Genomic DNA, 25335 nt, shown 5'->3' on the forward strand with positions numbered 1-25335 from the left:
AGTCACAGCGTCATATACTTTGCGACCCCTGGTGTCTCATGAACCACATCGCCAGAATGTGGATGACATACGTTTCGTTTTGGTGAACCTTTCAACGGAATTGATGCTGGTCATCATCATCATTGACTGACACCATCAATGCGGTTTTCCAGAGCGTAATATCGCGTTCAAGCGCATTGTCCTTAGTCATGACGACCACGGCACCACACACACTCAGCTCGGCCTCAGATTAGCGATTGCGACACGCGACAATCGCTTTAGGGATGCACCAGACGCTCGACGTAACATTCAGCGCTGCCATTGTGGGAATGGATCTGGCAGTGCGCTCCAATACATCGGCCCCATCCTTAGCTCTTCGTTGCTGAGCAAACAAGCATCCAATTCATGACGTGCAACATCCTCATCCATATCCAAACCAATGACCGCCAGTTCCTGGCGGCGGTCGCCCCATTGGGGATGCCACAGGCGCTGCATCGCCGCATATTCACCAGGATCGCTAACTTCATGCGGCGCAGGAAATGGTGCGTTCCAACAAGCACTCTGTTGACGTTGCCAACCCAGCTCGGTGTAGGGGAGGGGAGCAATGCCAATCTGTGGCGGCATATTTTCCTCATGTACGTCGACACGGTGCCGCGCAGCGTACCAAAAGCCGGCTGCCTGGGTGCGGGTGGCACTGCCAACACTGGACAATTCGCCAACCCAATCCATACGACTGGCTAACCAGAAGAAGCCTTTACTGCGAATCACACCAGGCAGACCATGACCAAGCAAATAGCTGAAGCGTAATGGGTGAAATGGGCGGCGTGCGCGGTAAACAAAACTAGTGATCCCGTACTCCTCGGTCTCAGGAGTGTGTTCGCCACGCAGCTCACGCATCCAACCCGGCGCAAGCTGGGCGCGGGTGAAATCGAAGCGCCCAGTACCAACCAGCTGCTGTAAGGGTACCTCGCCAAGGCGTGCTTCGATGATCTGCGCGTCGCGGTTAAGCCCCCGCACGACTGCACGGACGCGTGCAAGCTGCATAGTATCGATGAGGTCACACTTGCTGATGACGATGGTGTCAGCAAACTCGATCTGCTCGCCAAGCAGGTCGGCAAGGCTGCGAGTATCGTCGGAATTTGCTTGTTGGCCTAATTCAGCCAATGTAGCCACTGAGCTGAATAGCGTCGTAAATTGGCTGCCGTCAACAACTGTTGCCATGGTATCTAAACGTGCCACATCTGTAAGACAAAAGCCCTCGGCATCCCGCACAGCGAATGTTGCGGCGACTGGCATCGGCTCGCCAATGCCAGTAGATTCGATCAACAGGTAATCGTAGCGTTGCTCCAACGCAAGACGCTTAACCTCCTTCGACAAATCATCGCGCAGCGTGCAACAGATACAGCCGTTGCTGAATTCCACTAATGTCTCCTCGGTACGGCTGAGAGCAGCCCCTCCATCACGCACCAACTGCGCATCAATGTTGACCTCACTCATGTCGTTAACGATCACGGCCACGCGGAGACCATCACGGTTATGTAACAGGCGATTCAACAAAGTCGTCTTACCGGCACCAAGAAAACCTGACAAAACGGTAACAGGCAAGTGGAAATCGAAGGGATGTGTAAGCGTTGACATAGCAATCCACCACGTTAGTTATAAAGCTGTCGATTAAGCAGAGTGATCTTGCCGATACCTGAGATGCTTGGCGGATGAACCAAACAATTTGATACTTTATATCATTTTCTAAGCGGGTCTACCCGTATTGTTGCTTCAGAAAATAGAAAAAATCGTGCACTGAAGTGTGTGCCGAGGTGGGTAACCAGTGGTAAAGCGTGGGAATGAAACTGTTTTGGCTGATACTTTAAGCTTGTGGATAAGTTGCTGAGTCACTTTTCAACACGATCATCGGCACGGCCCATGAGGACGATTCGGTGGCCTGAGCCGCTTGAGCAACGGCAACTCGTCATTTTTCAGCACCTTGTGTACTTGTCCAGGCCGATAGAGAAAGTGATGAGCGCGTTGGTGTTTCATTTGTCGATAACGGGCGGACGATTTTGGAGGGTACATTGGTGCCGTCAGGATGTACCTTCAGACTGGTGCTAGCCTAGTTTTCGATCTGCAAGACCTGCCCTTGCTGGAGTCTCAATGCAGCACGCCAGATCGCCTCTTGGTTCATGCATGTGTAAATCATGTGCCAGTTGTTGAAGCGTTTGGGTAGGCCAAGCCATTTGTAACCATGTTCAGCAACATACAGAAGGGCGTTGAACATCTACTGATTTCTTGGATTGACGTTGCTGTGTTGCTTTGGCAGAGAATGTTCGACCTGCATAAATTAAGCGGCTGTAATCTTCATACACTCACCGCCTCAGTGACATCGTCTCAGTACCATGAGTGTTAACGGTCCCTAGAGGATCGTCCCCATGATGATGGCGCTACCCCATACCCAGACAGGACTGGGATTGTGAGCTGTTTGCTCAATCAAGGTGTAGCAATCTACCGTTTTCATCAGAAATGCCCCTAGGAGACGGACGGCGGAATATCATCTTTATCCACTAACCTAGCTGGCTCAAAGTGCGTAACGTGTTCTAGCGAAATACCACTGTCCGATGACCGTTAAGCAAGATTCGATGTTCAACATGGCGACTCACTGCACGCGCTAACACTAGCGATTCGATATCACTGCCTATGCGCACCAAGTCATGCGCAGTCATTGAGTGATCAACCCGTGCTACGTCCTGTTCGATGATGGGACCCTCGTCCAAATCACGGGTGACGTAGTGTGCAGTAGCACCGATGATCTTCACCCCGCGTGCGTGCGCTTGATGGTAGGGCTGGGCACCCTTGAAGCTCGGCAAGAAACTGTGATGGATATTGATCGCACGCCCAACCAGTGCTTCACACAGCGTCGGTGAAAGGATTTGCATGTAACGTGCCAACACTACCAAGTCGATGTGCTCACGCTCGACCAGTTGTAAGATCAGCGCTTCTTGCTCAGCGCGGTTGTCTGCATCCACCGGCAAGTACTGGAATGGCACGCCGTATGACGCTGTTAATGGAGCGAAGTCGTTGTGGTTGGAAACGACCGTGACGATCTCTGCACGCAGTTGCCGACTGTGGATGCGGAACAATAAATCGTTAAGGCAGTGACCTTGCTTACTGACCAGCACCAGCAGGCGGGTACGTCGGTGCGCATCGTGCAATTGCCAGTGCATTGCATAGGTGTTGGCAAGCATGTTGATCCGATCTTGCAGCGGTGCCAATGAAGTACTGTCAGCCACGTCGAAATGCACGCGCAGGAAAAAGCGATCACTCTCCTTGTCACCGAACTGTTGCGCATCAAGGATATTGCAGCCCGTCCGAAACAACGCTCCACTGATGCGATACACAAGGCCAGTACGGTCGGGACAGAATAGGGTAAGGATATAGTCGTGACGCATTCGTATGATGGTAGCCGAACACTACCGGAATCGCATGGTGATTCCTAAAACATTTGCTGGCTGGTCTATTGTTACAGCAGCACGCTAAGCATCTTCTTTAAACGGTGTACGCATAGTGCTGAATATGTCCTCGCATCAACATCATGTCTCTGTCACATATATTGAATAGTGGTTGTGTTAAGTAGCCTCTTAGAAAAAGACGCAACTGCTAATGTGCTCATCCCTCATTTTGGATAAAGATGCCAGTGTCGATCAGTATCCGAATAATTGAAGCTCCAACCACATCAATGCACCACCCACAGGGTTGTTGTATTGCTTCTTCGTTTTCCATTTCTCACTCTTTGGGCATCTTGAGGCTCACGCTATCCATGAGCTGTTCTCAAACATCGCTCTTGCCACGATAGGGTATGGCAACTTGCAAGTGCTTTTGGTACCGAGAAATCGTATTGAAATCGGGATCGAACCAATTCAGGCTTAGACTGCCGCTGTGTTATCCGTTGACCAATCCGTCGTTCGGTATTTCTTCTCTACCTGTTTCGGCATATTCACGACTGGCTCAGGCACAAACTTCCAACCCAGCAACACCGTGCAACAAAACCATTCCATGAGAAATAACACACAAATGATGAAGAAAAACGAAGCCCTTGGTTCATTCAGGTGTTGCTGTGTTGGTTGTCGTGCTTCTTGGTGATGCGCTGTCTCTTGGCAAGGATCAGGTAGTGCAAGTCCTTAGTCATGTTTTGTCGCAAGTGGGGCCACAAGATACAGCTTCATAACGGGTCACAGACAACAGATGCTTCCAGCCGCGTCCTTGTCCTTTTGCTGGTAGCACTTTGCAGTTTCTCCAATTTGATACTACCAAAATGAAAGTAACATTGATTGATGCAATGAAATGACGCAGGCACGGCTAGAATAGAGTCATGTCTTCCTCATTAATCCCTTCTTTTCTTAAACCTTTGGCCGCACGTGCCCTGGAGCTGGCATTAAATCGCCTCTTAGCTCTTGATCCGGACACCTATCAAGTCATGCGCATGCTTGATGGCCAGCGCATCGCACTGTACCTGGAGACACCACCCTTAGAATTACAGATTCGTGTTGAGGATGAACGTCTGCGCGTCGGCCCGATCGATTCAGAGCAAGAGGTGGACCTGAAAGTACAGGGGACGTTGGCCGGGTTTCTTGGACAATTGCCGTGGCTGGCACATATACGCCGCACTAGTACGGTGCAGACTGGGCGGCTACGTGTGGCTGGTGACGCTGAACTGGCGCAACGGTTACAACAGTTAGCCACACGTTTCGATCCTGATTGGCAACAACCTTTTGTTGCTGTGTTCGGTGAATTGCTTGGCGTACAGGTCGCTGGTGTGTTGCACATGACTTTGCGGCACATGCAACGCAGTGCAGTGGACTTGGCACATAGCACTGCGGAGTTCATTACCGAAGAATCCGGGAGCGTGGTGCCACGTGCTGAGTTAGAAGCGTTTTACGATGATGTTGATGTGCTACGTGATGATGTCGAGCGGCTAGCCACTCGACTGGTGAGGTTGTGTTCGGAAACGGCGGCATGAAGGCGTTGTTCCGAGCCCGTCGTATTGGCAAGGTGATGCTACGTTACCGGCTGGACACGTTGCTGGACGGTACTACAGCTGAGCGCTGGCTGCGTTTGGCTAAGCCTTTTGTACCCCGTATCAACGCTAAGATTGCTGAGCAGCCACGTGGGCGCCGCTTGCGATTAGCACTCCAAGAACTGGGACCTATTTTTGTCAAGTTTGGGCAGATTCTCTCTACCCGCCGAGACTTGGTACCACCGGATGTCGCCGATGAACTGGTCATGCTACAAGACCGCGTAGAGCCGTTCGACGGCCAGACTGCGCGTGCCATCATTGAAACTGCGCTGGGTCAGTCGGTCGAAACAGCATTTGCGCACTTCGATACTATGCCGCTGGCCAGCGCTTCAATCTCGCAAGTGCATGCGGCCACGCTGCACGACGGACGTGAAGTGGTGGTCAAAGTGCTGCGCCCTGATATTGAGCATCAGATCAATGGCGACATTGCCCTGCTTAAGTCACTAGCCGCGTTGGTTGAGCACACCCACCCGCATGCGGATAAAATCCGCCCGCGCGCGATTGTGGCGGAGATCGAGACTACGCTTGCAGCTGAGTTGGATTTGCAGCGTGAAGGTGCTAACGCCAGCGTGTTACGTCGCTTCTGGGAGGCGTCCGACGATCTATATGTGCCGGAAGTGATTTGGTCACACACGGCCGAACGGGTGCTGACTCTGGAACGTATGTATGGCATTCCGTCGGACGATATTGCTTGTCTTGATGCCTCCGGCATCGACCGTAAGGCCCTTTCGAGGAAGGGAGTACGCGTGTTTTACACTCAGGTGTTCCGCGATAATTTTTTCCATGCCGATGCGCACTCCGGAAACATTTGGGTCGACAGTGATCCGGCACGCAAATCCAATCCACGTTTTATTGCGCTTGATTTCGGCATCATGGGCCAGCTCTCGCAGAAGGATCAATACTACTTGGCCGAGAATTTCATGGCGATCTTTCATAAAGACTACCGGCGTATTGCCGAGTTGCATCTGGAAGCGGGCTGGATACCAGCACATGTCCGTATTGAGGAACTAGAGGCGGCAGCACGTTCGGTGTGTGAGCCATACTTTACAAGACCTTTATCACAGATCTCGTTGGCTGAAGTGCTGATCAAATTGTTCCATGTTGCCCAGCGTTACCAGCTTACGTTACAGCCGCAATTGATTTTGCTGCAAAAGACACTGCTCAATATTGAAGGCGTTGGTCGTCAACTCGATCCTGAATTAGATATTTGGGTAGTGGCGCGCCCAGTCCTTGAGCGAATTCTACGTGCCCGTTACAGCCCGCGTCATGTGCTTAAGGAGTTAAATAAACGCTTGCCTGAGATCATGACTCACGCTCCAGACACACCGCGCCTAATACATACGTGGCTAGTACAGCAGGTTGAAAGCCGGAAACAGAATGACGTTTATTTGCAACAATTACACAGGCTACCCCTAGCTTTACAAGGCTTGCAGCGTCGTGTGGTCAATGCGATTGTGGGGAGCAGCTTCTTGGTGGTGGCTGCTGTGTTGTATGGCCTACATCCGGATGGTTGGTACCTAGGCACGATTCCAGGGTGGAGCTTGATTAGCGGGTTTGCTGGTGCGGTAGCGTTGTTCAGTGCCTGGTGGCGAAGCTAATGACATAGAATTGCAGACAGCCGCTTACATCCGGATGGTTGGTACCTGGGAATGTGAATCTGGATTAAGTGGGTTACCCGATGTGAAACATTTGTTTATAGCGGCTGGTGATGAGGCGAATAGCGCCCTGTGATGGACATTTATCATGCGACGTGACGTTTCGCTTCTCCTGAACCCGTGATAGATATTCAATGTGATGCTCTCATCCCTGTAACCCTGGCAAAGAAATCGTAGATTCCTTGGTCACTCATTTTTCGCGCATTTGCCAGCTCTCCAGCCTTTGTAGTGTAGTGCACTTGGCCATCCGGGTTGACCACAACGACCGCGGGAATGCCATCCTGAATTGGGTCACCATAGGCCTGACTCAATTCAAGATTGCGATCAAAATTGCCCACATCGATCTTCACCACTTCAAAGTGCTTGGCGATCAATGCGGCGTTCTTCGGGTTATGCAGTGATTTATCGAGTGCTCGGCAGTCGGTGCACCAGTTAGCACCGAAAAATATGAGGGTCGATTTGTGCGTAAGTTTGCCAGCAGCCAAAGCTTTTGTGACTTGAGCCCAGGCGTCCGCATGTTCGTCGTAAGGAAGGTCCAGCGCTTGCGCAGGAAGTATCAACACAAGCAGTAGCAGTGGCAACCATCGCTTCATGGGGGGGAACTCCTGGAAGAGAATGTAGATTGCTCCCATCTTCTGATCTTGTCGGTTTGTTGGTCAAGCAGGTTGCAAGCATCGATTAGAACATTTGTAATAACAACGCTACATACAGCACAGCTAAGTATCGATTACGGCGACTCTGTTCTCAGAGTAAATACATGTTGTGTTAATGAACTTCTCGTGCTCATTCATAGTTCATGAGAGCAAGTGAGCACGTGTTAAGAAACAGGAGCATGGGTAAACAGAGGTGCGCCCGTGTTCCACAACCACATCAAACTTGGCGGATTACAATTCGATCACGTCGAAAGCAACTTCCGGATTGACATCAGCATCATAATCAACGTCTGCACGCTCGAAGCCGAACAGCTTGAGGAAATCTCGTTTGTAATTAGCATAGTCGGTCAATTGGAACAGATTTTCGGTGGTCACTTGCGCCCAGATCATTTTGCATGCAGCTTGCACATCTTCACGTAGTTCCCAATCGTCCAAACGCAGGCGATGCTCCTCGTCGACTGTAGCAGGCTGACCGTCTTCCCGGTACAGACGCTCACGCAGCAGACGATCCGCCTGTTCGATCGTCCCTTCGTGCAACCCCTTCTCTTTCATCACCTTGAACACAATCGCGATATATAGCGGTAGTGCAGGGATTGCTGCACTTGCCTGAGTCACCACTGATTTTAGTACTGCTACGTTTGCACCGCCGCCACGGACTTGCAAGCGTGCATCCAATCGTCGTGAGGTTGCATCAAGGTCAGCTTTTGCTTTACCCAACGCACCATGCCAATAGATTGGCCAAGTGATTTCGGTTCCGATATAACTAAAAGCTACGGTGCGTGCATGTGGTGCCAGTACATCTGCCTCCGCTAACGCATTGATCCACAATTCCCAGTCCTGGCCACCCATCACTGCAACTGTATCGGCGATTTCTTGCTCGGTGGCCGGTTCGACTGTGGCCTGGATGATCTGGTCCTTATTAGTGTCAATTGCGTTAGAGGTGTGAGTAGCCCCGATGGGTTTAAGTACCGAACGCTTTATTTCGCCGGTAGATGGCAGCTTGCGCAGTGGTGAGGCAAGCGAGTACACGACCAAATCAACCTGGCCTCCCATCTCGGTCGTGATCAGTTCGATCACTTTGGCACGCATTTCGTCGGAAAACGCGTCACCGTTGATCGAACGGCTGTAAAGACTCGCCTTCTTAGCGAATTTGTCGAATGCCGCAGCGTTGTACCATCCAGCGGTCCCAGGTTTTTTGGCGGCACCTGGCTTTTCAAAGAACACTCCAAGCGTATCTGCACCAAAGCCGAATGCAGCAGTAATTCTTGAGGCCAAGCCATAGCCGCTGGAAGCGCCAATCACCAGTACCTTCTTAGGGCCGTTACTGCGCACACCTCGTGCGCGGGTGGATTGAATCTGCTCCAGGACGTTGTACTCGCAACCCACTGGATGAGTGGTGGTGCAAATGAAACCGCGGACTTTGGGATGAATAATCAACTGAAGGACCTCATAGGGACACTGTAATTGCAGCATGTTATAGGTTATGGCACGCGTCACCCAGTCCATGCTCGACTGTATGTAAAATGTTGGCGTGTGTATTCTCTATTTTCAATTGTGAAGCTTCTTGAGAATCCAATGGGGACGAATTGCCAAAGGTTGAGACCGTAGCCATCCAGACACACTGACCATCCATTACCGTGGAACAGTAGCGTGTTTTGGAAATCGAATCCGATTGCAAGGTAGTAGATGTGTTTCATCTCACGGATATCATGAACATGCGTGAGGACACCTCATCTTGCAGATCAAGTGAATGTTGATGACTTTCAATCCGAGGACTTGATGTACTGTGCATCCATCTTGTCGTCGGTGCGATACCGGATCGCACGCTGCATGTGGTCTGTAAACATCAGTAAAAAGGAACCCGGTAAGCGCTGAGATGGCACGTTACTTTAGCTGCTGTGGCTGGGAGCCAGCTGCGAATAGCATCCGCCGCCTCTGTTAGTTTGGTGATGCTTTTAAACGATAAACACTGGTAAATAGCATCATGCCAGACGGGTTCTTCGTGACCATTAACCCATTAACGATGGCAGCATCAGCAACGAGAAACTAGATTTTGGCTTTCACTTGCACACGATATTTATGTACAGCTATTTACACAGTGCTTAAGGCTTCTGACGTCCATATTCATCGCACCTCTTAACACAAACGCATTCAAACCATCTTCGCGCATCAACTTGCCTCTGTGTGAGGCAGGTAGTCTTAAATACGCTATTGGCATGCTTAATGATTCAGGTCGCCTGCACCTTTTTCGGAGTGATCTAATTGGTCACTGCTTCATCGGTAAGCTGAATTCATAACACGCTCTCATATCATCCAGAACCTAGCTAAGCTAGAGGCAGGGATTGCCGTTTCTGAAATCCGGGTTATAGCTCTAATGCGAGTTAATACGATAACCGCTCCTTAGATCACGTAATGGGTGATCGATGATTGGCCGTCATAGTGGGGCATTGCCACGACCGAAGATCTGCGTTGCTATGTACATACTCAAGCATGGAAGGGACAAACATAGAAGCGTGAGAGGTAAACCTTGCTTGTTATGGGAAGAGAGCCATGGTCATCTCAAGGTCTCGCTGAGTACGTGATTTGCAGCTTCAACAGTTGGCACAAATGCCAGTGCCTCTTCTCGTGCTGAGCGCACAGTCCAGCCTATGCCTTCCTTATTAGGTTGGAAATGTACGAGCTCGCCAACCTTGAACCCCGTGGTGGGATTGTCTTGGCGTGCCGGCCAACGCAACTCTGCTTGGTTATCTGGGGTAACAGGATCCTGCAGTTTCACCTGGTATCCGCCACCCTGTTGAATTTCTATGGATTTCACCTGCATCGGCGGTGGCAGCTTGGGCTTGCTGTTGGCCTGATAGTGTTTGTGGGAACTGCTATGTTCCTGACTCAGTTGGGTTGCGGTCATTGATGCGCCTTTAACAAAAGCCCCAACAGAGATGAGCGGCATACTCACAACCAACATGGCACTGACCCCTGCAGCCTGTCCACTGGCTGAGATTGCATCTCCACTGGCTGATATAGCGTCACTGGCATGTACAGAGTTACTCGAAAAAATTACTCCGAATGATCCAAATGACAAGAGAGTACCCAGGAGGCGTGAATGATTCATGGTGAAGCTCCCATTCTTGCAGAGGAAGGAGGTTGATGTGCGATGGATTGATCTCCAAGCAGTACACCGCGTTCTAGTAAAAAGTTGAATACGGATTCCACTGTTGCGACTGAATAGTTACCCGAAATACGCTCTCCCCAAGGATGATCGGTTGTCGTTGCGTTCGTAACGATGAAACGCGCACCCAACCGTTGTCCCAAGGTGAGATGCAAGCGGCTAGGTTTGTAATGTGCGTTGCGTAACCACGCTTGGACTTGGCGGCGGCTATCCGGCAATGGTCCATCAGGAGCGGCAAGTGCTGCAGCGATGATCTCCAGTACCCATTGGTTGGAGTTCTGGTAGCCAACGGTAAAAGGGTAGGCCACCGCACTGTAGCGGGGCTCGTGCAAGCGCTGCATCAAGCTGTTTTGAGCAAGCAGCAATGGATACAAACGTTGCTGCAGTGATGGCGCGAGCACACCCAAGCGCAGATCCCCAGTTTGTGCACTTTCACCGACAAAGTTAGCCAACCCCTCACGGTACAATTGCGAATAACTACTTTTGCAGTGATTAAGCAAGTGGCGTACACGCCATTGACCATCAGCTTCGCGCACGACGAATGCCATGTGACTGTGACGTAAGCCGTAGCGGCTTAGATCCTGGCCAGAGCGGGCGATGATTGCTACCTGTGTGCCCGGTAATGCATCCAGTTGCCGGGCGGCACGATCGGCCACGGTCAACATGGCCTCGGTTGCAGTGGGTGATGGATAGCGTGGTTGGCAAACTGGCGTCGCTGCAATCGCTGCAGTCGTTACCAAACTTAGGGATAGCAGCAAAAGGCGGGCGCATAAAAATCCATTTTTCATTTGAACTTCGTCCTTAAATTGAAAGCTCTAATCTATTATTATCCCGAGCCGGGCACGTACTTCATTGGCGATGCGTTCGGTCTCTCGGAGAGGCTGCACGAGTGTATCAATATCGAGCAAATTATCAATGGTGCATAGGCGTGTACCTAAGGTGTCAATGAAACGGCGTATGCGACCACGGGCATGATCGGAGAAGGCGGCAGTCACTGGAACACGGGTGGCGCAGGCTTCGGATAGGAGGTTGACCGAATCAGCAGTGGCGATGATCGCATCCGCCCAGCCGAGGATACCTGGATAGGGGTTGGGACCTTCGTCAGCGTCGTTCCAAAACAGCCCTGGTATTGCGGCCAGGCGTGTGCGTAGTTGAGCTGCGAGTACTGGTGATGTGCGTCGTGAGGTGGTGGCCAGCAAACTGCCACGGTGGGACAATCGCCTCAGCAGAGTAGTGCATAACGCCTCCAATTTAGCTGGCTGCCAAGGTGCTTGGGTTGTTGGTGCCCCGACCAACAGCGCCACGCGCTGACCAGGCAAGTCCCCCAATTTCGGAAACTGGGCACGCCCCATTGCCAGCCAAACATCGTTCACTGGATGCAGACTACCAATTAGAGTCAGCACGTTATGGCCACGTATGTGATCGTGCTCAGGAACCACGAGCAGGTCCCAGTAACGTGCTGGTAGGCGCGGGTCCAGAATTTGAACGACGCCAGTGCTTTGCTTGCGCAGCAGGCGTGTGGCCAATGCGGCTTGGCGTCCGCAACCGATGGCCAGAAATGGGGGATGTCTTAATGCATGTAAGAATTCAGAGCCAAACGCGTGCTTGGCACCAAGCAGACAGTATGGTGCCGTCCAGCACCACGGTATACGCGGCTTGAGCAATTGAGTTGTGTAAGGGCTACCCACTAGGGTGTTGGCCAGTGCTTCTGCTTGACGTGCATTACCGGTGCGACCGTCGCTAATGGCCAAAACCCTGTCTGATTCTTTTACATACGACATTGGCGTGTTGCGAAAATAGACGCGTATTGCACGAATCGCATCACTTTATACTCTCCACCCTTACAGTTTTACCCACGATGATTTTCTTTCGAGTCTTCAATTTAAGGGATTGCTATGTCCGATGTACTCAACGATGCCGCGCTGAACCAGCTATTACGTACTGCACGCACATATAACTCATTTCTCGACAAGCCGGTGGACGAGCTCCTGCTACGCAAGCTTTATGAGTTGACGAAATGGGGGCCAACTTCAACCAACAGTGGGCCAGCACGTTTCGTGTTCGTCACCTCGGTGGAGGGCAAGGCCAAACTCAAACCGGCCCTCGCAGAGGGTAATCTGGCCAAGACTCTATCCGCACCGGTGACAGTCATCGTTGCCCATGATCAGGATTTCCATGAGAAGCTACCCTATCTGTTCCCGCATATCGATGCCAAAAGCCGGTTTGACGGCCCGCGTGAAATTCGTGCCGAAGCTGCATTCCGCAACGGCACTCTACAGGGTGCTTATATGATTTTAGCCGCACGTGCATTGGGCCTGGATGCTGGGCCGATGTCAGGATTCGACAACACCAAAGTTGATGAAGCGTTCTTTTCTGGGACCGCGATCAAGTCCAATTTTCTGATTAATTTGGGTTATGGTGATTCAACCAGTCTGTTTCCGCGCTTGCCACGCTTGAGTTTCGAGGAAGCTGCACACATTGTCTGAATTAGTTGATCTAGTTGTGCTTTCAGGCACTATCTCAATTTACATTTTAAGGAGTCGATTTTATGAACACCACTCAAAAACTGCTGCTGCCTTTCGCGTTGACTCTGTACATTACTGCGTGCTCCAAGCCCGCCAAGCAGCCGGAAGTTCCCTCTGTCCCGGGAGCAAACGAAGCTACTCCTGCTTCCCCGGTAATCCAGCCTCCAAGTACGACTGAACAGATCAAGCCGATTGAGGCTCAGTCTGGTACTTATAAGCTGGATCCAAGCCACACTGATGTATTGCTACAGTGGAATCACTTTGGATTCTCGAATCCGAGCGCACACTTTGGTAATGCCGAAGGTATCTTGGTCTACGACGCTACCGATGTGACTAAGTCGACGGTGCAAGTCACCCTACCGCTTTCCGGTCTGAACAGCTTTACCACTAAGTTAGATGAACACTTGAAGAGCGCCGATTTTTTTGATGCGGCCAAGTTTCCAAGCATCACCTTCAAGAGCACCAAGGTCGCGTCCAGCGGCACGAACAAACTGACTGTCACTGGTGATCTAACGGTTAAAGGCATTACCAAACCCGTCACTTTGGATGTAACGATCAATGGTGCTGGTGAACATCCGATGACAAAGAAGCAAGCGATTGGTTTCGATGCTAACACCACGCTTAAGCGTAGCGAGTTTGCTCTGAGTGCTTATGTTCCTAATGTCAGCGACGAAATCAAAGTGCGCATCACGGCAGAGGCACAACTGGAAGGCGCTGTTGCTGCACCCCATCAGTAATCAAGGTATTGCAGACGCATCACACTCTAGACACACATGCCTACAATTTTTTGGCCTGTGTGGGCCCTGAACGATGTAGATGTATATGGGTTTCTCATTGACCCTGTGCCTTAGCATCATCCATCAAGTGCAGCACACCAGTCTAAAGAAGGGGTAGAAACTCCAGTCACATTGGCGCCTTCCGGTCTAGGAAACCCGGTCAGGCGCCAATCAATGAAGTTAATGCGCCAGTACGCTGCGGCTGATAAGTATTAGCATCAGGTTTGTTTTAGGGTAACCAAGTCAGCAGGACCAGTCCCAATGTGATCCGGTAGTAAGCGAACGGCGCAAACGAATGAGCTTTGATATAGCCAAGTAACCAGTTCACTACGGCGAAGCCTGTGACCATCGCTGCCACAAACGCCACGCTTACTTCCAACCAGTTTTCGTGGCGTATCTCACCGCGTTTGAATAATTCCAGGAATGTATAGCTGCTGGCTGCAAACATCGTCGGAATACCAACTAAAAAAGAGAACTCCGCTGCTGCTGAACGTTTACTTAGACCTAGCAACATTGCCAAGAAGATGGTCGAAGCCGAGCGAGATGTTCCGGGGAACATACCAGCCACTACTTGTGCCAAACCAACTGCGATTGCTACTGTCCAGGTGACGCTCTCGCGCTCTGGTAAGTGTTTGGCCACATACTCGGCTATCAGAATCCATATACCGCCAATAATCAGTGCCCAGGCGACCGGCTGTATCGTCTCCGGTAGCTGCCAGCCGGCCTTGCGCACAGCCAAGCCAACCACTGCAGTAACCAGGAAAGCAGCAACAAGTTTCATCACATAATCACGGTTGGTGTACTTGCCCAAGCCGGTGGCAAGTGACCACAATCTTTTTCGGAACACCAAGGTAATAGCCAGAATCGAGCCGGTCTGAATCACGATGTTGAAGAAATCCGAGCGGGAACCGAGCCAATGTTCTGCAATCAGCAGGTGGCCTGTACTGGAGACAGGTAGAAATTCGGTGAGCCCTTCGAGAATGCCCAGCATAAGGGCAGCAAGCAGTTCGAACATGGGGGGAATGGTTGAGAGCCAAATGGAGAGATAGCATAATCGATGCATGAATGATCCATGTTGGTGGGATTTATTTTTTGGCTTTGCACTATGCTTATCCGAGAAAAACCAATGGATTGCAAGGCTGAACGCACTTGGTATACCAAGTGCTTTATATATTTCGACTGCTACCCCAATCCTAGAGGTTGCCTCTGATGTCAATGGAAAATGTTGAAAAGCTTGTCAAGGACAAAAAGATCGAATTCGTCGACTTGCGTTTTGTCGATATGCGCGGCGTGCAACAGCACGTCACCTTCCCGGTCAGCATCATCGAACCATCGCTGTTCGAGGATGGAAAGATGTTCGATGGCAGTTCGATTGCCGGTTGGAAGGGCATCAATGAGTCGGACATGGTGCTGTTACCTGATACCAACACTGCTTACCTGGATCCTTTTTACGCGGATCCAACTCTGGTCATGACGTGCGACATCCTCGATCCAGCGACGATGCAGAGTTATGTGCGTGACCCCCGTGGCATCGCTAAGCGTGCTGAAATTTACTTAAACTCTTCGGGTATTGCCGATCAAGCATTTTTCGGTCCGGAACCTGAATTTTTTATCTTCGATTCAGTACGTTTCGCTAATGACATGGGCCACACTTTCTTCCAAATCGGTTCGGAAGAGGCCGCCTGGAGCACCGGCGCTAAGCTTGAGGGGGGAAACGGTGGTTACCGTCCGGGTGTAAAGGGGGGATACTTCCCAGTCCCACCAACTGACTCACTACACGACTTGCGTACCGAGATGGTGAAGACTCTGGAGCAAGTGGGTATTGAGACTGAGGTACATCATCACGAAGTCGCCACGGCTGGGCAGTGCGAGATCGGCACTAAGTTCAACTCCTTGGTCAAAAAGGCCGATGAGCTGCTGACTATGAAGTACATCATTAAAAACGTTGCTTACCGCAACGGAAAGACTGCCACCTTCATGCCGAAACCGATCGTTGGTGACAACGGTTCTGGCATGCATGTGCATCAGTCGCTGTCTAAAGGAGGGGTCAACCTCTTCTCAGGTGACGGCTATGCTGGCCTGTCGCAACTGGCGATGTGGTATATCGGCGGTATTTTCAAGCACGCTCAAGCGATCAACGCGTTTTCCAATTCGGGCACAAATAGCTACAAGCGTTTGGTCCCTGGCTTTGAGGCACCGGTGATGCTGGCTTATTCGGCACGCAACCGTTCAGCCTCGTGCCGTATTCCGTGGGTTTCCAACTCAAAGGCACGTCGCATTGAAATGCGTTTCCCCGATCCATTGCAGTCTGGCTATCTGACTTTCACTGTGCTGATGATGGCTGGCCTGGATGGGATTAAAAACAAAATTGATCCAGGGTTGCCGAATGACAAAGATCTGTACGACCTGCCACCTGAAGAGGAAAAGTTAATCCCACAGGTCTGTTCCAGTTTGGATCAGGCTCTTGAAGCACTGGATAAAGATCGCGAGTTCCTGAAGGCAGGTGGTGTGATGAGTGACGATTTCATCGACGGTTATCTTGCCCTGAAGATGCAGGAAGTCACTCAATTCCGTGCGGCCACTCATCCGCTGGAATACCAGCTGTACTACGCTAACTAGGCAATTCCAGTGGCAGCGATGGTGGGTACTTCCTTTCCACCATCGCTATTTTCCATTTCACCAATGGCAGGGGAGGATCAGGTGTCAAGCGCTCATTGCTTAAGTGGGCATCCTGGAGGACTCCCTCTCCACCTTGGTTATGGACTTGAACTGTTAAAGATATCTCTGAACGTGTGTCCGTCTTCGTTTGGAGAGAACAGACGCTGCTTTAGTATCCAATCAACCTGACATCACTGGCTGGTGGATGCCAATCTATCCCTTCCACCATTGGGGTATGCGAATGAAACTGATCACCGCCATCATCCGTCCGTTCAAGCTTGACGAGGTGCGAGAAGCACTATCGCAAGCTGGCGTATCAGGTATTACCGTCACCGAGGTCAAGGGCTTTGGACGGCAAAAGGGTCATACTGAGTTGTATCGCGGCACTGAATATGTCATTGATTTCCTGCCCAAGATCAAGATCGAAACTGTCGTGACCGATGAACGCCTGGATGCTGTGATTGAGGCGATCCGGATTGCGGCTGGCACCGGCAGGATCGGTGATGGCAAGATTTTTGTCACCAAAATCGAACAGGTTGTACGAATTCGCACTGGCGAGATTGACATCGATGCACTCTAACTCTTGGAGTCATGCTCATATGAAGAATGGTCTTTTCACTATGTGGAAGAACCGATTTTATACGACCTGTATATTGATGGCGTTCACCCTGTTAGTAGGGGTCAACTCCATCGATAATCTGCAAGCCCAGGTACAAACCAATCCTCTGCCGAGCGAGCAAGTCACCACCGAATTGCTGACACCTCAAGTAGCGTCCGCCGAGGCGGTAGCGACCTCCAAAACCACTCCCATCCCTGTGGTAGACAAGGGTGATGTTGCATGGATGCTCACCTCCACGCTATTGGTGCTACTGATGGCGGTACCAGGCTTGGCACTGTTTTACGGCGGTATGTTGCGCTCTAAAAACGTGCTATCGATGATGATACAAATTGGCGTGGTGTTCTCTCTGATAGCAATTTTGTGGGTGCTATACGGCTATAGTCTTGCTTTTGCCGATGGTGACATGTTTATCGGCACATTGAACAAGGCATTGCTCCATGACGTGGACACCGCCACGTTGGCCGACACTTTCTCTAAAAGTTTCAAATTGCCTGAGTATGTATTTATTGCTTTTCAGTTGACTTTTGCTGGTATCACCGGTGCATTGATCATCGGTGCTTTTGCCGAACGTGTGAAGTTCGCTGCGGTGCTGTTGTTCATCGTCATCTGGTTCACCTTTGGCTATCTACCACTAGCGCACATGGTGTGGTCGGCACCAGGTTTTCTGTTTAACAAGGGGGCCTTGGATTTTGCAGGTGGCACCGTGGTGCATATCAATGCTGGCATCGCCGGATTGGTCGGTGCTTATTTTGTTGGCAAACGTATTGGTTTCGGTCAGATTGCAGTCAAGCCGCATAACGTCCCAATGACTTTCACTGGTGCTGCACTGTTATGGGTCGGTTGGTTCGGCTTCAACGCCGGTTCAGCGTTAGAAGCCAATACCATTGCTGCGTTGGCTTTCCTCAACACCATGCTTGCTACTGCGGCGGCGGTACTGGTTTGGTCGCTGCTCGAAAAGATGATTAAAGGCAAATCCTCGGCGCTTGGCGTTGCGTCAGGTATGGTTGCTGGTCTAGTTGGCGTCACCCCTGCGGCTGGTACCGTTGGCCCGTTTGGTGCAATCACAATCGGCGCTGTTGCTGCTGTGTTTTGCGTCTGGGGTGTGATTGGATTGAAAAAACTATTGAACGTAGACGATACCTTGGACGTATTCAGTGTGCATGGCATTGGTGGCATTGTCGGTGCGATCCTGACTGGAGTCTTTACCGATAAAGCGCTAGGTGGCCAGGGATACTCCGAGGGGATGACGATGAGCAATCAAGTCATGATTCAAGCCATGGGCGTGGGGATCAGTATCGTGTGGATTGGCATCGTTTCGTTTGTTGGTTTCCTAATCGTCAAGCTGGTGTTTGGCTTGCGTGTGCCCGAAGAAGCTGAGCGCGAAGGACTTGACATTACATCGCATGGCGAGTCAGCGTATGACTCCTGAGCGTGGTTCAGTTCATAGACCCGATATACCAGACTTGCCTTGATGTGGAATTGAATTGCCGTGGTGCGGCTGCCCGCGCACCACTAAGTCCATGGGGTGGAGGGCGCATCCAAGGTGTCAAGACGGCCTTCACATGCTGGCTTGGAGTCAGTGCAAGACGTCTAATAACAGCAAACACTGAAAGCACTGGAACAGCAGGGAGATGAACACAATGTACGGCGTTGCACGTGCAGACTAGCTTGTTCTGTGTGCTGGCCGAAAATGAATTCTTCCGGATTACGGCTATTCATCAAGACCTTGAGACATTAGGTCGAGCAGGGGTGTTTTCGTTCCGACCTGTTGCACCGTTTAGACGTGGTGCGCTTGCAACTACCATCGTTAGGTGAACAGCGTGATGACGTGGCACAGCGGGCCAAGAATTTTCTGGGGATGACTGGACACAACCTAGACATCTCAGCTAATGACATTGAGGCTGTGTTGACACATGGCAAGTGTAGGCATTGTGATGCTGAAAGCGATTGAGTTTCAGACGCAACGGTGTGTATGCCGAGACGGGCAAGCGCTTAGATCGAAAGCTGCCGGATGTAGCATTGCGTTTGACGCATGGTCGGTGCGCCGAAGCTGCTGCGCGTTTGGGCCTGGGCCGTAACACGCTGACCCGCAAATTTGGCCAAACCTACTCCCCCTCGACCCACTGTACCGATTGAGAAACAGATCTAAAGCACCTCTACACCAGTCGTCCTCATCAACTTCTTTACCGTCGCTGAAGCCGACATACCTTACGCTCATGGTCGTTTGGGAGTAAGGATACTAACTGGATGAAGTGCCAGTCATACTTCATCTCTACCCAGTTGCATCGCGCGATTGGTGGTAGTTGCATGTTGATGAACTACACCGTGTGAGACACGATTGAACATTTCCGAGCTGCGTTCACTCATTCCAATTTCATCAGTGCCTTAGACGCTTATCTCTCTAGCGCCACTGCGACGCCGCATGTGTTCAGTAAAGTCGCAGTACCCAACCTATGCACCTCCTAATTCGGTAGACCAGAAAGGATCAACACTATGTTAAAGCACGTTCACTTCATCGCGGGACTCCTTGCTCCGCTCTGCATGGCGACGTTCTTCATGTCCACCATCCTCGTCGAGTTGTTCGGCTCACACGTATCAGTGGCACAGCTTAAATCGCTCATCGTCACGCCAGGATTGTGGATTCTTATTCCAGCTATGGCTGCTACTGGAGGCAGCGGCATGTTCCTGTCCAAGTCACGGCACGGACGACTAGTCGATGCCAAGAAGAAGCGCATGCCCTTCATCGCAGCTAATGGACTGCTCGTGCTCGTGCCAAGCGCAATCTTCCTAAACCGATGGGCGAGCACAGGTACGTTCGACACGACCTTCTACGTAGTGCAGATCATTGAACTGATCGTCGGGGCGACAAACTTAATGCTGATGGGTTTAAACGCACGCGATGGCCTACGTATGACAGGCCGCCTTCGTGTTTCGCCTCGTGCGACACGTAAGTCCTGAGTAGCTCCACACAGGATTGCAGGAATTTGCACATAGAAAACGATATGGGTAGGTATCCATCCAGCAACTGACTGCGCTTTTATTTTCCGTTTTCTGAGACGATCCCTTATAAACTTGGCGATATAGCACTCTTAAAATCGAGGCCGATATCGAGGATGGGAGCACTGTGAGTCATCCAGCCGACAGATATCAGGTCGACACCAGACGCGGCAATTTCGATCGCTGTCTCTGGAGTAATGCGTCCAGATGCCTCGGTAATCGCCCGTCCTGCAACGATGTTAACCGCTTCTCGCAATTCGTCGGGCTGCATATTGTCCAACAAGATAGCGTCTACCCCTATTTGCATCGCTTCCTGGAGCTGCTCCAGCGTATCGACCTCAATCTCAATCTTTACCATATGACCAGCTGCAGCCTTTGCGTGACGCAGCGCTTCGCGGACACTACCTACAATTGCGATATGGTTGTCCTTGATCAATATCGCATCGTACAGAGCAAATCGATGGTTCATACCACCACCAGCCCTGACCGCATATTTCTCGAGTGTACGCAGTCCTGGGAGCGTCTTACGTGTGCAGGCAATCGCTGCTTTTGTTCCGGCAATTGCTGTGACGATCGACGCTGTCGCTGTTGCAATGCCAGAAAGATGGCTCAGGAAATTGAGTGCCGTACGCTCGGCAGTTAGCAATGCTCGTGAGAAACCGGTGATAGTGGCAATCACCTCGCCAGGCTCCACCCTCATACCATCCTTCACATGTCGCATCATCACGATCTCGGCATTGATTAGCTGGAATGCGAGCTCGGCTATATCTAGCCCCGCGACCACCCCCGATTGACGAGCCGCTATGACCGCTGTGGAACGGTGTTCCTCAGGGATAACCGCAGCTGAGGTAATGTCGCCTGCAAGCCCCAAATCTTCCACAAGCGCATTACGCACAATCGGTTCGATGATGATGCGTGGAAGGGAAACGAGGTTCATGTCAGAAGAACCTTATCTTTTGAAACACTGGAATGAGCGATCTCAAGAACGTCCGCAAGGGTCATTTTGCATCGCTGTGCCTTGTCATGTTTCAGAGGGAAATCGGTTCGCGCATGGGCACCACGTGATTCGGTGCGGAGACTTGCAAAGACAGCAATCAGCAACGCGACGATGGCAGGATCTGAAAATTCTTCTTCGCTTTCCACACACGGCAGCAGCGCAGTAATCGCGTCATACATACCCGTCGCGTGGCGCAGTACGCCGAGATACCGGGAGACAATTGGCCGAACAAGCGTGGTTTCAGGTTTTTTAGGCATGAAGGGGATTATCCCAAGAGCGTGTTGAATGTTGTGGGTTGCTATATCTCGGGCTGCACGCATTCCCATGACGACTGCCTCGAGCAACGAATTGCTAGCAAGCCGGTTTGCGCCATGTAAGCCTGTAGACGCTGCCTCACCCGCAACCCACAAGCCAGAAATGCTGCTGCGACCTTCACTATCGGTTGCGATACCGCCCATGTGGTAATGAGCAGCAGGACGTACGGGGATTGGCATGCGTGCTGGGTCAACGCCTATCTTGTGGCAGAGTGCAGTAATTGTTGGAAAGCGAGCACTGAAGCGTGGCCCCAATACCCTCCTGGCATCGAGAAAAACTAGGCCACCGCGGGTGATTTCAGCGCTGATCGCCTGTGCAACGACGTTGCGGGGCGCAAGTTCCGCACCAGGAATATCCGCCATAAAGCGTTCGCCGCGTTCGTTAATGAGCTGCGCGCCTTCGCCGCGGACAGCCTCGCTGACGAGTGCCAGTGGGCGATCATGGCAATGGAGTGCAGTCGGATGGAACTGCACGAACTCCATGTCGGCAAGTACGGCACCAGCACGTGCAGCCATCGCGATGCCCTGGCCAAAGTTGTTCACCGGATTGGTCGTTGCATCATAAAGCCCGCCGATGCCGCCCGTTGCCAGAAGAATTCTTGATGAAGGCAACACAATATCTGATACCAGATTGGAAAGTAGCAATCCACAGACTGCGTTGTCCGCCATCAGGATTTGCCGCGCTTCGACTCCCTCCATCACCGTGATCGATGGATCGTTGAGAACAGCAGCAGTCAATGCCTGGACAATCACTGCTCCCGACTTATCGCCCTCAACATGCACAATACGACGGCGGGAATGGGCTGCTTCCAGCCCAAGCGCCAGATTGCCGTTGCTATCTTGGTCGAATCGGACACCAAAGTGTTCCAGAACATTAAAAGCATGAACTGCTTCCGAAATGATGCTCTCTGCCGCCATTGCATCACAAAGACCATCACCAGCCGCTAGGGTATCGGCAAGATGCAAACTGGCATTGTCATCGGGTCCAAGGCTCACAGACATTCCCCCCTGGGCCCACGCGCTTGATGTTTCTGCGCCCAAGGTACTGCGCGTGACAAGAACTGATGGTTCAGGAGAAATCGTAAGCGCTGCGATCAGACCCGCAAGACCGCTACCAACGATGATCGGGCGGTCTGCAAGATGGTCCAATATCTCAGCCATATTGCTCCTCGGTCATATCGTCAGCATCCTTTCAACGGCTCGCCGCGCGGGGGCAGCAATCTCAGCATCCACCGTCACCTCATAACGGTTTTCTTCCAATGCGGCCCGGATATTGGCAAGTGTGATCCGTTTCATGTGCGGGCAGAGATTGCAGGAACGGATGAACTCAACATCTGGATGATGGACGGCAATGTTATCGCTCATCGAGCATTCTGTCAGAAGTACCACTCGCGCCGGCTTCTTAGCATCGACATAGTCGGACATCGCTGCAGTCGAGCCTGCGAAATCTGCCTCTGCCACCACATCGGGTGGACATTCGGGATGAGCGAGCACGGTGATACCTGGATGATCTTCGCGCAGCTGCAAGATATCGTTGGCCGAGAAAAGTTCATGTACTTCGCAATGACCATGCCAGGAGATGATTTCGACATCCGTTTCTTTGGCAATATTACGTGCTAAGTATTCGTCTGGAATCATCAGCACTTTGGGAACACCGAGTGCCTCTACCACCTTCCTGGCATTGCCCGACGTGCAACAGATATCTGAAGCCGCTTTCACGGCTGCTGAAGTATTCACATATGTGACGATAGGAACACCAGGATGCGCCTGACGCAATAATGCGACATCCTGTGGTGTAATCGACTCAGCCAAAGAACAGCCTGCCTCCATATCGGGGATCAAGACCGTTTTTTCCGGATTCAGGAGCTTTGCCGTCTCTGCCATGAAATGCACCCCGGCAAGGACAATGACATCGGCATCGACATCGATCGCCTTGCGGGCCAGTGCGAGACTGTCACCCACAATGTCGGCAACACCATGAAAGATCTCTGGGGTCTGGTAATTATGCGCAAGAATGACAGCATTTCGTTTACGTTTGAGTTCGAAGATCGCCTCAATGTCATTGTCAAACTTCATCCGGGCCGCTTTCGAGGCGAAACAGTCGCCGCATTTATCGAGACACGAAGATAAAACGGCGTGGTTCACTGCGATCTCCTTTATGCCAATTTCGAGCATATTATCGCTTCTTCCGAGAAACCTATAGGTTGACGTGTCTCTGAAACTCATTTACTGAATCAAAATAGGTCTACTGCCAAGCAAGGCTGCATTATGGTCAATCTCTGTGCGGAGGCGGTGGCATGTTATGGCCGTTAGTTCATGAAGAGTGATGTTCTGGTAAAAATCGAGAGGTGTGCACTCAACAGAGTATTTAATATTGGCGTTCATGGCCAATATGACCCCAAAAGATGCGATCGTTCATTGGGATCACCTTGAGAGATTCAACAGTTGAGTAGACATCGCTTGTGTTGCAAACACCATTTTCATCCTTCAAATATCATGATTGCGCAGTTCGTCCGCATCTCAGTATTCAAGAACTGATTAAGCTATAAGAGGTTTCATAGCAGAGATGCTTGGCATTATTCCAGATAATGCCTCATTCGATTTCGCATCAATAAATCAGATAGATTCAATAGTGTTCTAGATAATTTCTTGCAGCTCCCTTGTCATGACTTGGATAATCTCCGTCATTAGGAAGAAAGTGCGAGCCTGGGTAGAAAAGATATTATGTAAAATCAGGTTAAACACCGACGCAGCCGATAACATTATCGACCGCGTGGTGATTGTATAGCTGATTCAGACTAAAGATGGAGGACAACGCGCGCTCGGCCAGCTCATTTACGAGGCAATCCGTGTTCTTCAGTGTTGATGGTGGAGATGATGACTTAGGTTCCCCTCCTCCTTTTTTGCCACCTCGAACAAATAGTTGACATAGTTCCAGTTCACCACTGTCCACCATGCGTTCAGATAATCAGCACGCTTGTACTTGTACTTCAAATAGTAGGCATGCTCCCAGACATCCACCCCCAGCAATGGCTGACCGGGTACCTCAGCGACATCCATCAGTGGGTTGTCCTGATTGGGCGTTGAGGTGATCTGCAAACCGCTGCTGGTCAATATCATCCAAGCCCAACCTGAGCCAAAACGACTAGTTGCGGCCTTGTTAAAGCGCTCCTTGAAAGCATCCAATGAACCAAAGTCTTTTTTAATTTGTGCTTCGAGTGTGGCCGATGGTTTCCCTCCCTTGCCAACCGGAGCCATCATCTTCCAGAACTCACTGTGGTTCCAGTGGCCACCGGCATTGTTTCGTATCACTGGCGGCAACGTTGAGGCGATGGCAAGCAGTTGCTCCAAGGTCTTTCCGGATAGTGCAGGTACATCCTTGATTGCATTATTGAGGTTATCTACGTAGGTTCTGTGATGGAAATCGTGATGGAAAGTCATTGTCTCCGTGTCAATCGCCGGTTCCAGCGCGCTGACAGCGTAGGGGAGTGGCGGCAACGTGAACGGCGCAGTCTGTGACTGCGTGGCAGCAAAAGATATGAAAGGAGTGAACAATGCAATAATCAGGCAGAGCGCTAAGTGGCCTTGTCTCAAAAAAAACATGCTGTCTCTCCAAGGATCATGTCGTTGCGACGGAGTCCAGAATCTACCATCCCCTCAAGCAAAGTCCAGATGAAACAAACCATGTGGTCAGCTTCACGCAATTCTTGCAAAAGGGCAGGCTTGTATGAATCTCTCCAATCCAATCAAAGTTTGTTATCAAAACCAGGATCCATTGGAAGTTGCAGGAGCTTTATCCTTACAGCCTGGTATTGTTAGTAGTGTTAAATCAGATGCCGAGTCTTGTATAGAGGGTGATTGTAGTTCCACCTTGCACTGAGCGTTAAATTGGAGACAATTATTTAGACCATCCAGAATTGCCTCGTTGCAC

Annotated in this window: 21 protein-coding genes and 1 pseudogene; 9 read left to right on the plus strand and 13 right to left on the minus strand. The window is 51.1% G+C overall.

The window, feature by feature from the left end; translation table 11 throughout:
- Positions 1-288 precede the first annotated feature (288 nt).
- The 3 genes from PLS229_RS05980 to purU form a co-directional block, all read right to left on the minus strand.
- On the minus strand, positions 289-1617 hold the full coding sequence (locus PLS229_RS05980; RefSeq protein ID WP_038271339.1) for a GTP-binding protein: 1329 nt from the start codon (positions 1615-1617) through the stop codon (positions 289-291).
- A gap of 469 nt (positions 1618-2086) precedes the next feature.
- Positions 2087-2251 carry a transposase gene (locus tag PLS229_RS05985; protein ID WP_114867124.1) on the minus strand — a complete coding sequence of 55 codons (165 nt, stop codon included), beginning with the start codon at positions 2249-2251 and terminating at the stop codon, positions 2087-2089.
- 316 nt (positions 2252-2567) lie between these two features.
- Positions 2568-3419: a formyltetrahydrofolate deformylase gene (gene purU / locus PLS229_RS05990; RefSeq protein WP_038271340.1), complete on the minus strand. Its 852-nt coding sequence runs from the start codon at positions 3417-3419 to the stop codon at positions 2568-2570.
- A gap of 920 nt (positions 3420-4339) precedes the next feature.
- Between purU and PLS229_RS05995 the strand changes: the two genes are divergently transcribed.
- Both PLS229_RS05995 and ubiB read left to right on the plus strand, forming a co-directional pair.
- Positions 4340-4987, plus strand: coding sequence for a ubiquinone biosynthesis accessory factor UbiJ (locus tag PLS229_RS05995; protein WP_038271341.1), 648 nt, complete (start codon positions 4340-4342; stop codon positions 4985-4987).
- Complete coding sequence (ubiB, locus tag PLS229_RS06000) at positions 4984-6642, plus strand: ubiquinone biosynthesis regulatory protein kinase UbiB (RefSeq protein ID WP_038271342.1); 1659 nt, start codon at positions 4984-4986, stop codon at positions 6640-6642. Before PLS229_RS05995 ends, ubiB begins: the two co-directional genes overlap by 4 nt.
- A gap of 188 nt (positions 6643-6830) precedes the next feature.
- Here the strand turns inward: ubiB and PLS229_RS06005 are convergent, their stop codons facing one another.
- From PLS229_RS06005 to PLS229_RS06025, 5 genes are all read right to left on the minus strand, one after another.
- Entirely contained in the window at positions 6831-7292 is a 462-nt protein-coding gene (locus PLS229_RS06005) for a thioredoxin family protein (RefSeq protein WP_038271343.1), read from the minus strand.
- A 291-nt stretch (positions 7293-7583) separates the two neighbouring features.
- Entirely contained in the window at positions 7584-8789 is a 1206-nt protein-coding gene (gene fabV / locus PLS229_RS06010; RefSeq protein WP_038271378.1) for an enoyl-ACP reductase FabV, read from the minus strand.
- A gap of 1117 nt (positions 8790-9906) precedes the next feature.
- Positions 9907-10257, minus strand: a complete 351-nt coding sequence (locus PLS229_RS12265; RefSeq protein ID WP_230430835.1) for a hypothetical protein — start codon at positions 10255-10257, stop codon at positions 9907-9909.
- 200 nt (positions 10258-10457) lie between these two features.
- Complete coding sequence (locus PLS229_RS06020) at positions 10458-11306, minus strand: DUF2145 domain-containing protein (protein WP_038271345.1); 849 nt, start codon at positions 11304-11306, stop codon at positions 10458-10460.
- Between the two features lie 27 nt (positions 11307-11333).
- Positions 11334-12299, minus strand: a complete 966-nt coding sequence (locus PLS229_RS06025; protein WP_038271346.1) for a mitochondrial fission ELM1 family protein — start codon at positions 12297-12299, stop codon at positions 11334-11336.
- Between the two features lie 114 nt (positions 12300-12413).
- On the opposite strand from PLS229_RS06025, the gene PLS229_RS06030 reads away from it, so the two are divergent.
- Positions 12414-13004, plus strand: coding sequence for a malonic semialdehyde reductase (locus PLS229_RS06030; protein WP_038271347.1), 591 nt, complete (start codon positions 12414-12416; stop codon positions 13002-13004).
- Positions 13005-13066: 62 nt separating this feature from the next.
- The gene (locus tag PLS229_RS06035) at positions 13067-13780 is read left to right on the plus strand and encodes a YceI family protein (RefSeq protein ID WP_081755445.1); all 714 of its coding nucleotides are present in this window, start codon (positions 13067-13069) and stop codon (positions 13778-13780) included.
- A gap of 268 nt (positions 13781-14048) precedes the next feature.
- Here the strand turns inward: PLS229_RS06035 and PLS229_RS06040 are convergent, their stop codons facing one another.
- Positions 14049-14834 carry an undecaprenyl-diphosphate phosphatase gene (locus tag PLS229_RS06040; RefSeq protein WP_038271348.1) on the minus strand — a complete coding sequence of 262 codons (786 nt, stop codon included), beginning with the start codon at positions 14832-14834 and terminating at the stop codon, positions 14049-14051.
- A 194-nt stretch (positions 14835-15028) separates the two neighbouring features.
- Between PLS229_RS06040 and glnA the strand changes: the two genes are divergently transcribed.
- The 5 genes and pseudogenes from glnA (at position 15029) to PLS229_RS06065 (ending at position 20054) form a co-directional block, all read left to right on the plus strand.
- Positions 15029-16438: a type I glutamate--ammonia ligase gene (gene glnA / locus PLS229_RS06045; RefSeq protein WP_038271349.1), complete on the plus strand. Its 1410-nt coding sequence runs from the start codon at positions 15029-15031 to the stop codon at positions 16436-16438.
- A gap of 280 nt (positions 16439-16718) precedes the next feature.
- Positions 16719-17057 carry a P-II family nitrogen regulator gene (locus tag PLS229_RS06050; RefSeq protein WP_038271350.1) on the plus strand — a complete coding sequence of 113 codons (339 nt, stop codon included), beginning with the start codon at positions 16719-16721 and terminating at the stop codon, positions 17055-17057.
- 19 nt (positions 17058-17076) lie between these two features.
- Positions 17077-18525 (plus strand): ammonium transporter, encoded by a 1449-nt coding sequence (locus PLS229_RS06055; protein WP_081755446.1) that lies wholly within the window; start codon positions 17077-17079, stop codon positions 18523-18525.
- A 221-nt stretch (positions 18526-18746) separates the two neighbouring features.
- Positions 18747-19232 (plus strand): annotated as a pseudogene (locus PLS229_RS06060) (helix-turn-helix domain-containing protein); the annotation flags it as partial.
- A 357-nt stretch (positions 19233-19589) separates the two neighbouring features.
- Positions 19590-20054, plus strand: a complete 465-nt coding sequence (locus PLS229_RS06065; protein WP_038271352.1) for a hypothetical protein — start codon at positions 19590-19592, stop codon at positions 20052-20054.
- Between the two features lie 106 nt (positions 20055-20160).
- Here the strand turns inward: PLS229_RS06065 and nadC are convergent, their stop codons facing one another.
- The 4 genes from nadC to PLS229_RS06085 all read right to left on the minus strand — a co-directional run bounded on the left by nadC (position 20161) and on the right by PLS229_RS06085 (position 25007).
- A complete protein-coding gene (nadC, locus tag PLS229_RS06070) occupies positions 20161-21030 on the minus strand; it encodes a carboxylating nicotinate-nucleotide diphosphorylase (RefSeq protein WP_038271353.1) in 870 nt (289 codons plus the stop codon).
- Positions 21027-22565 (minus strand): L-aspartate oxidase, encoded by a 1539-nt coding sequence (locus PLS229_RS06075; RefSeq protein ID WP_038271354.1) that lies wholly within the window; start codon positions 22563-22565, stop codon positions 21027-21029. Before PLS229_RS06075 ends, nadC begins: the two co-directional genes overlap by 4 nt.
- Before the next feature lie 12 nt (positions 22566-22577).
- Positions 22578-23579: a quinolinate synthase NadA gene (nadA, locus tag PLS229_RS06080; RefSeq protein ID WP_201745829.1), complete on the minus strand. Its 1002-nt coding sequence runs from the start codon at positions 23577-23579 to the stop codon at positions 22578-22580.
- 681 nt (positions 23580-24260) lie between these two features.
- On the minus strand, positions 24261-25007 hold the full coding sequence (locus PLS229_RS06085) for a superoxide dismutase (RefSeq protein ID WP_114867125.1): 747 nt from the start codon (positions 25005-25007) through the stop codon (positions 24261-24263).
- Positions 25008-25335: the final 328 nt, after the last annotated feature.

This window comes from Xylella taiwanensis (genome assembly GCF_013177435.1).
GTDB lineage: Bacteria > Pseudomonadota > Gammaproteobacteria > Xanthomonadales > Xanthomonadaceae > Xylella > Xylella taiwanensis.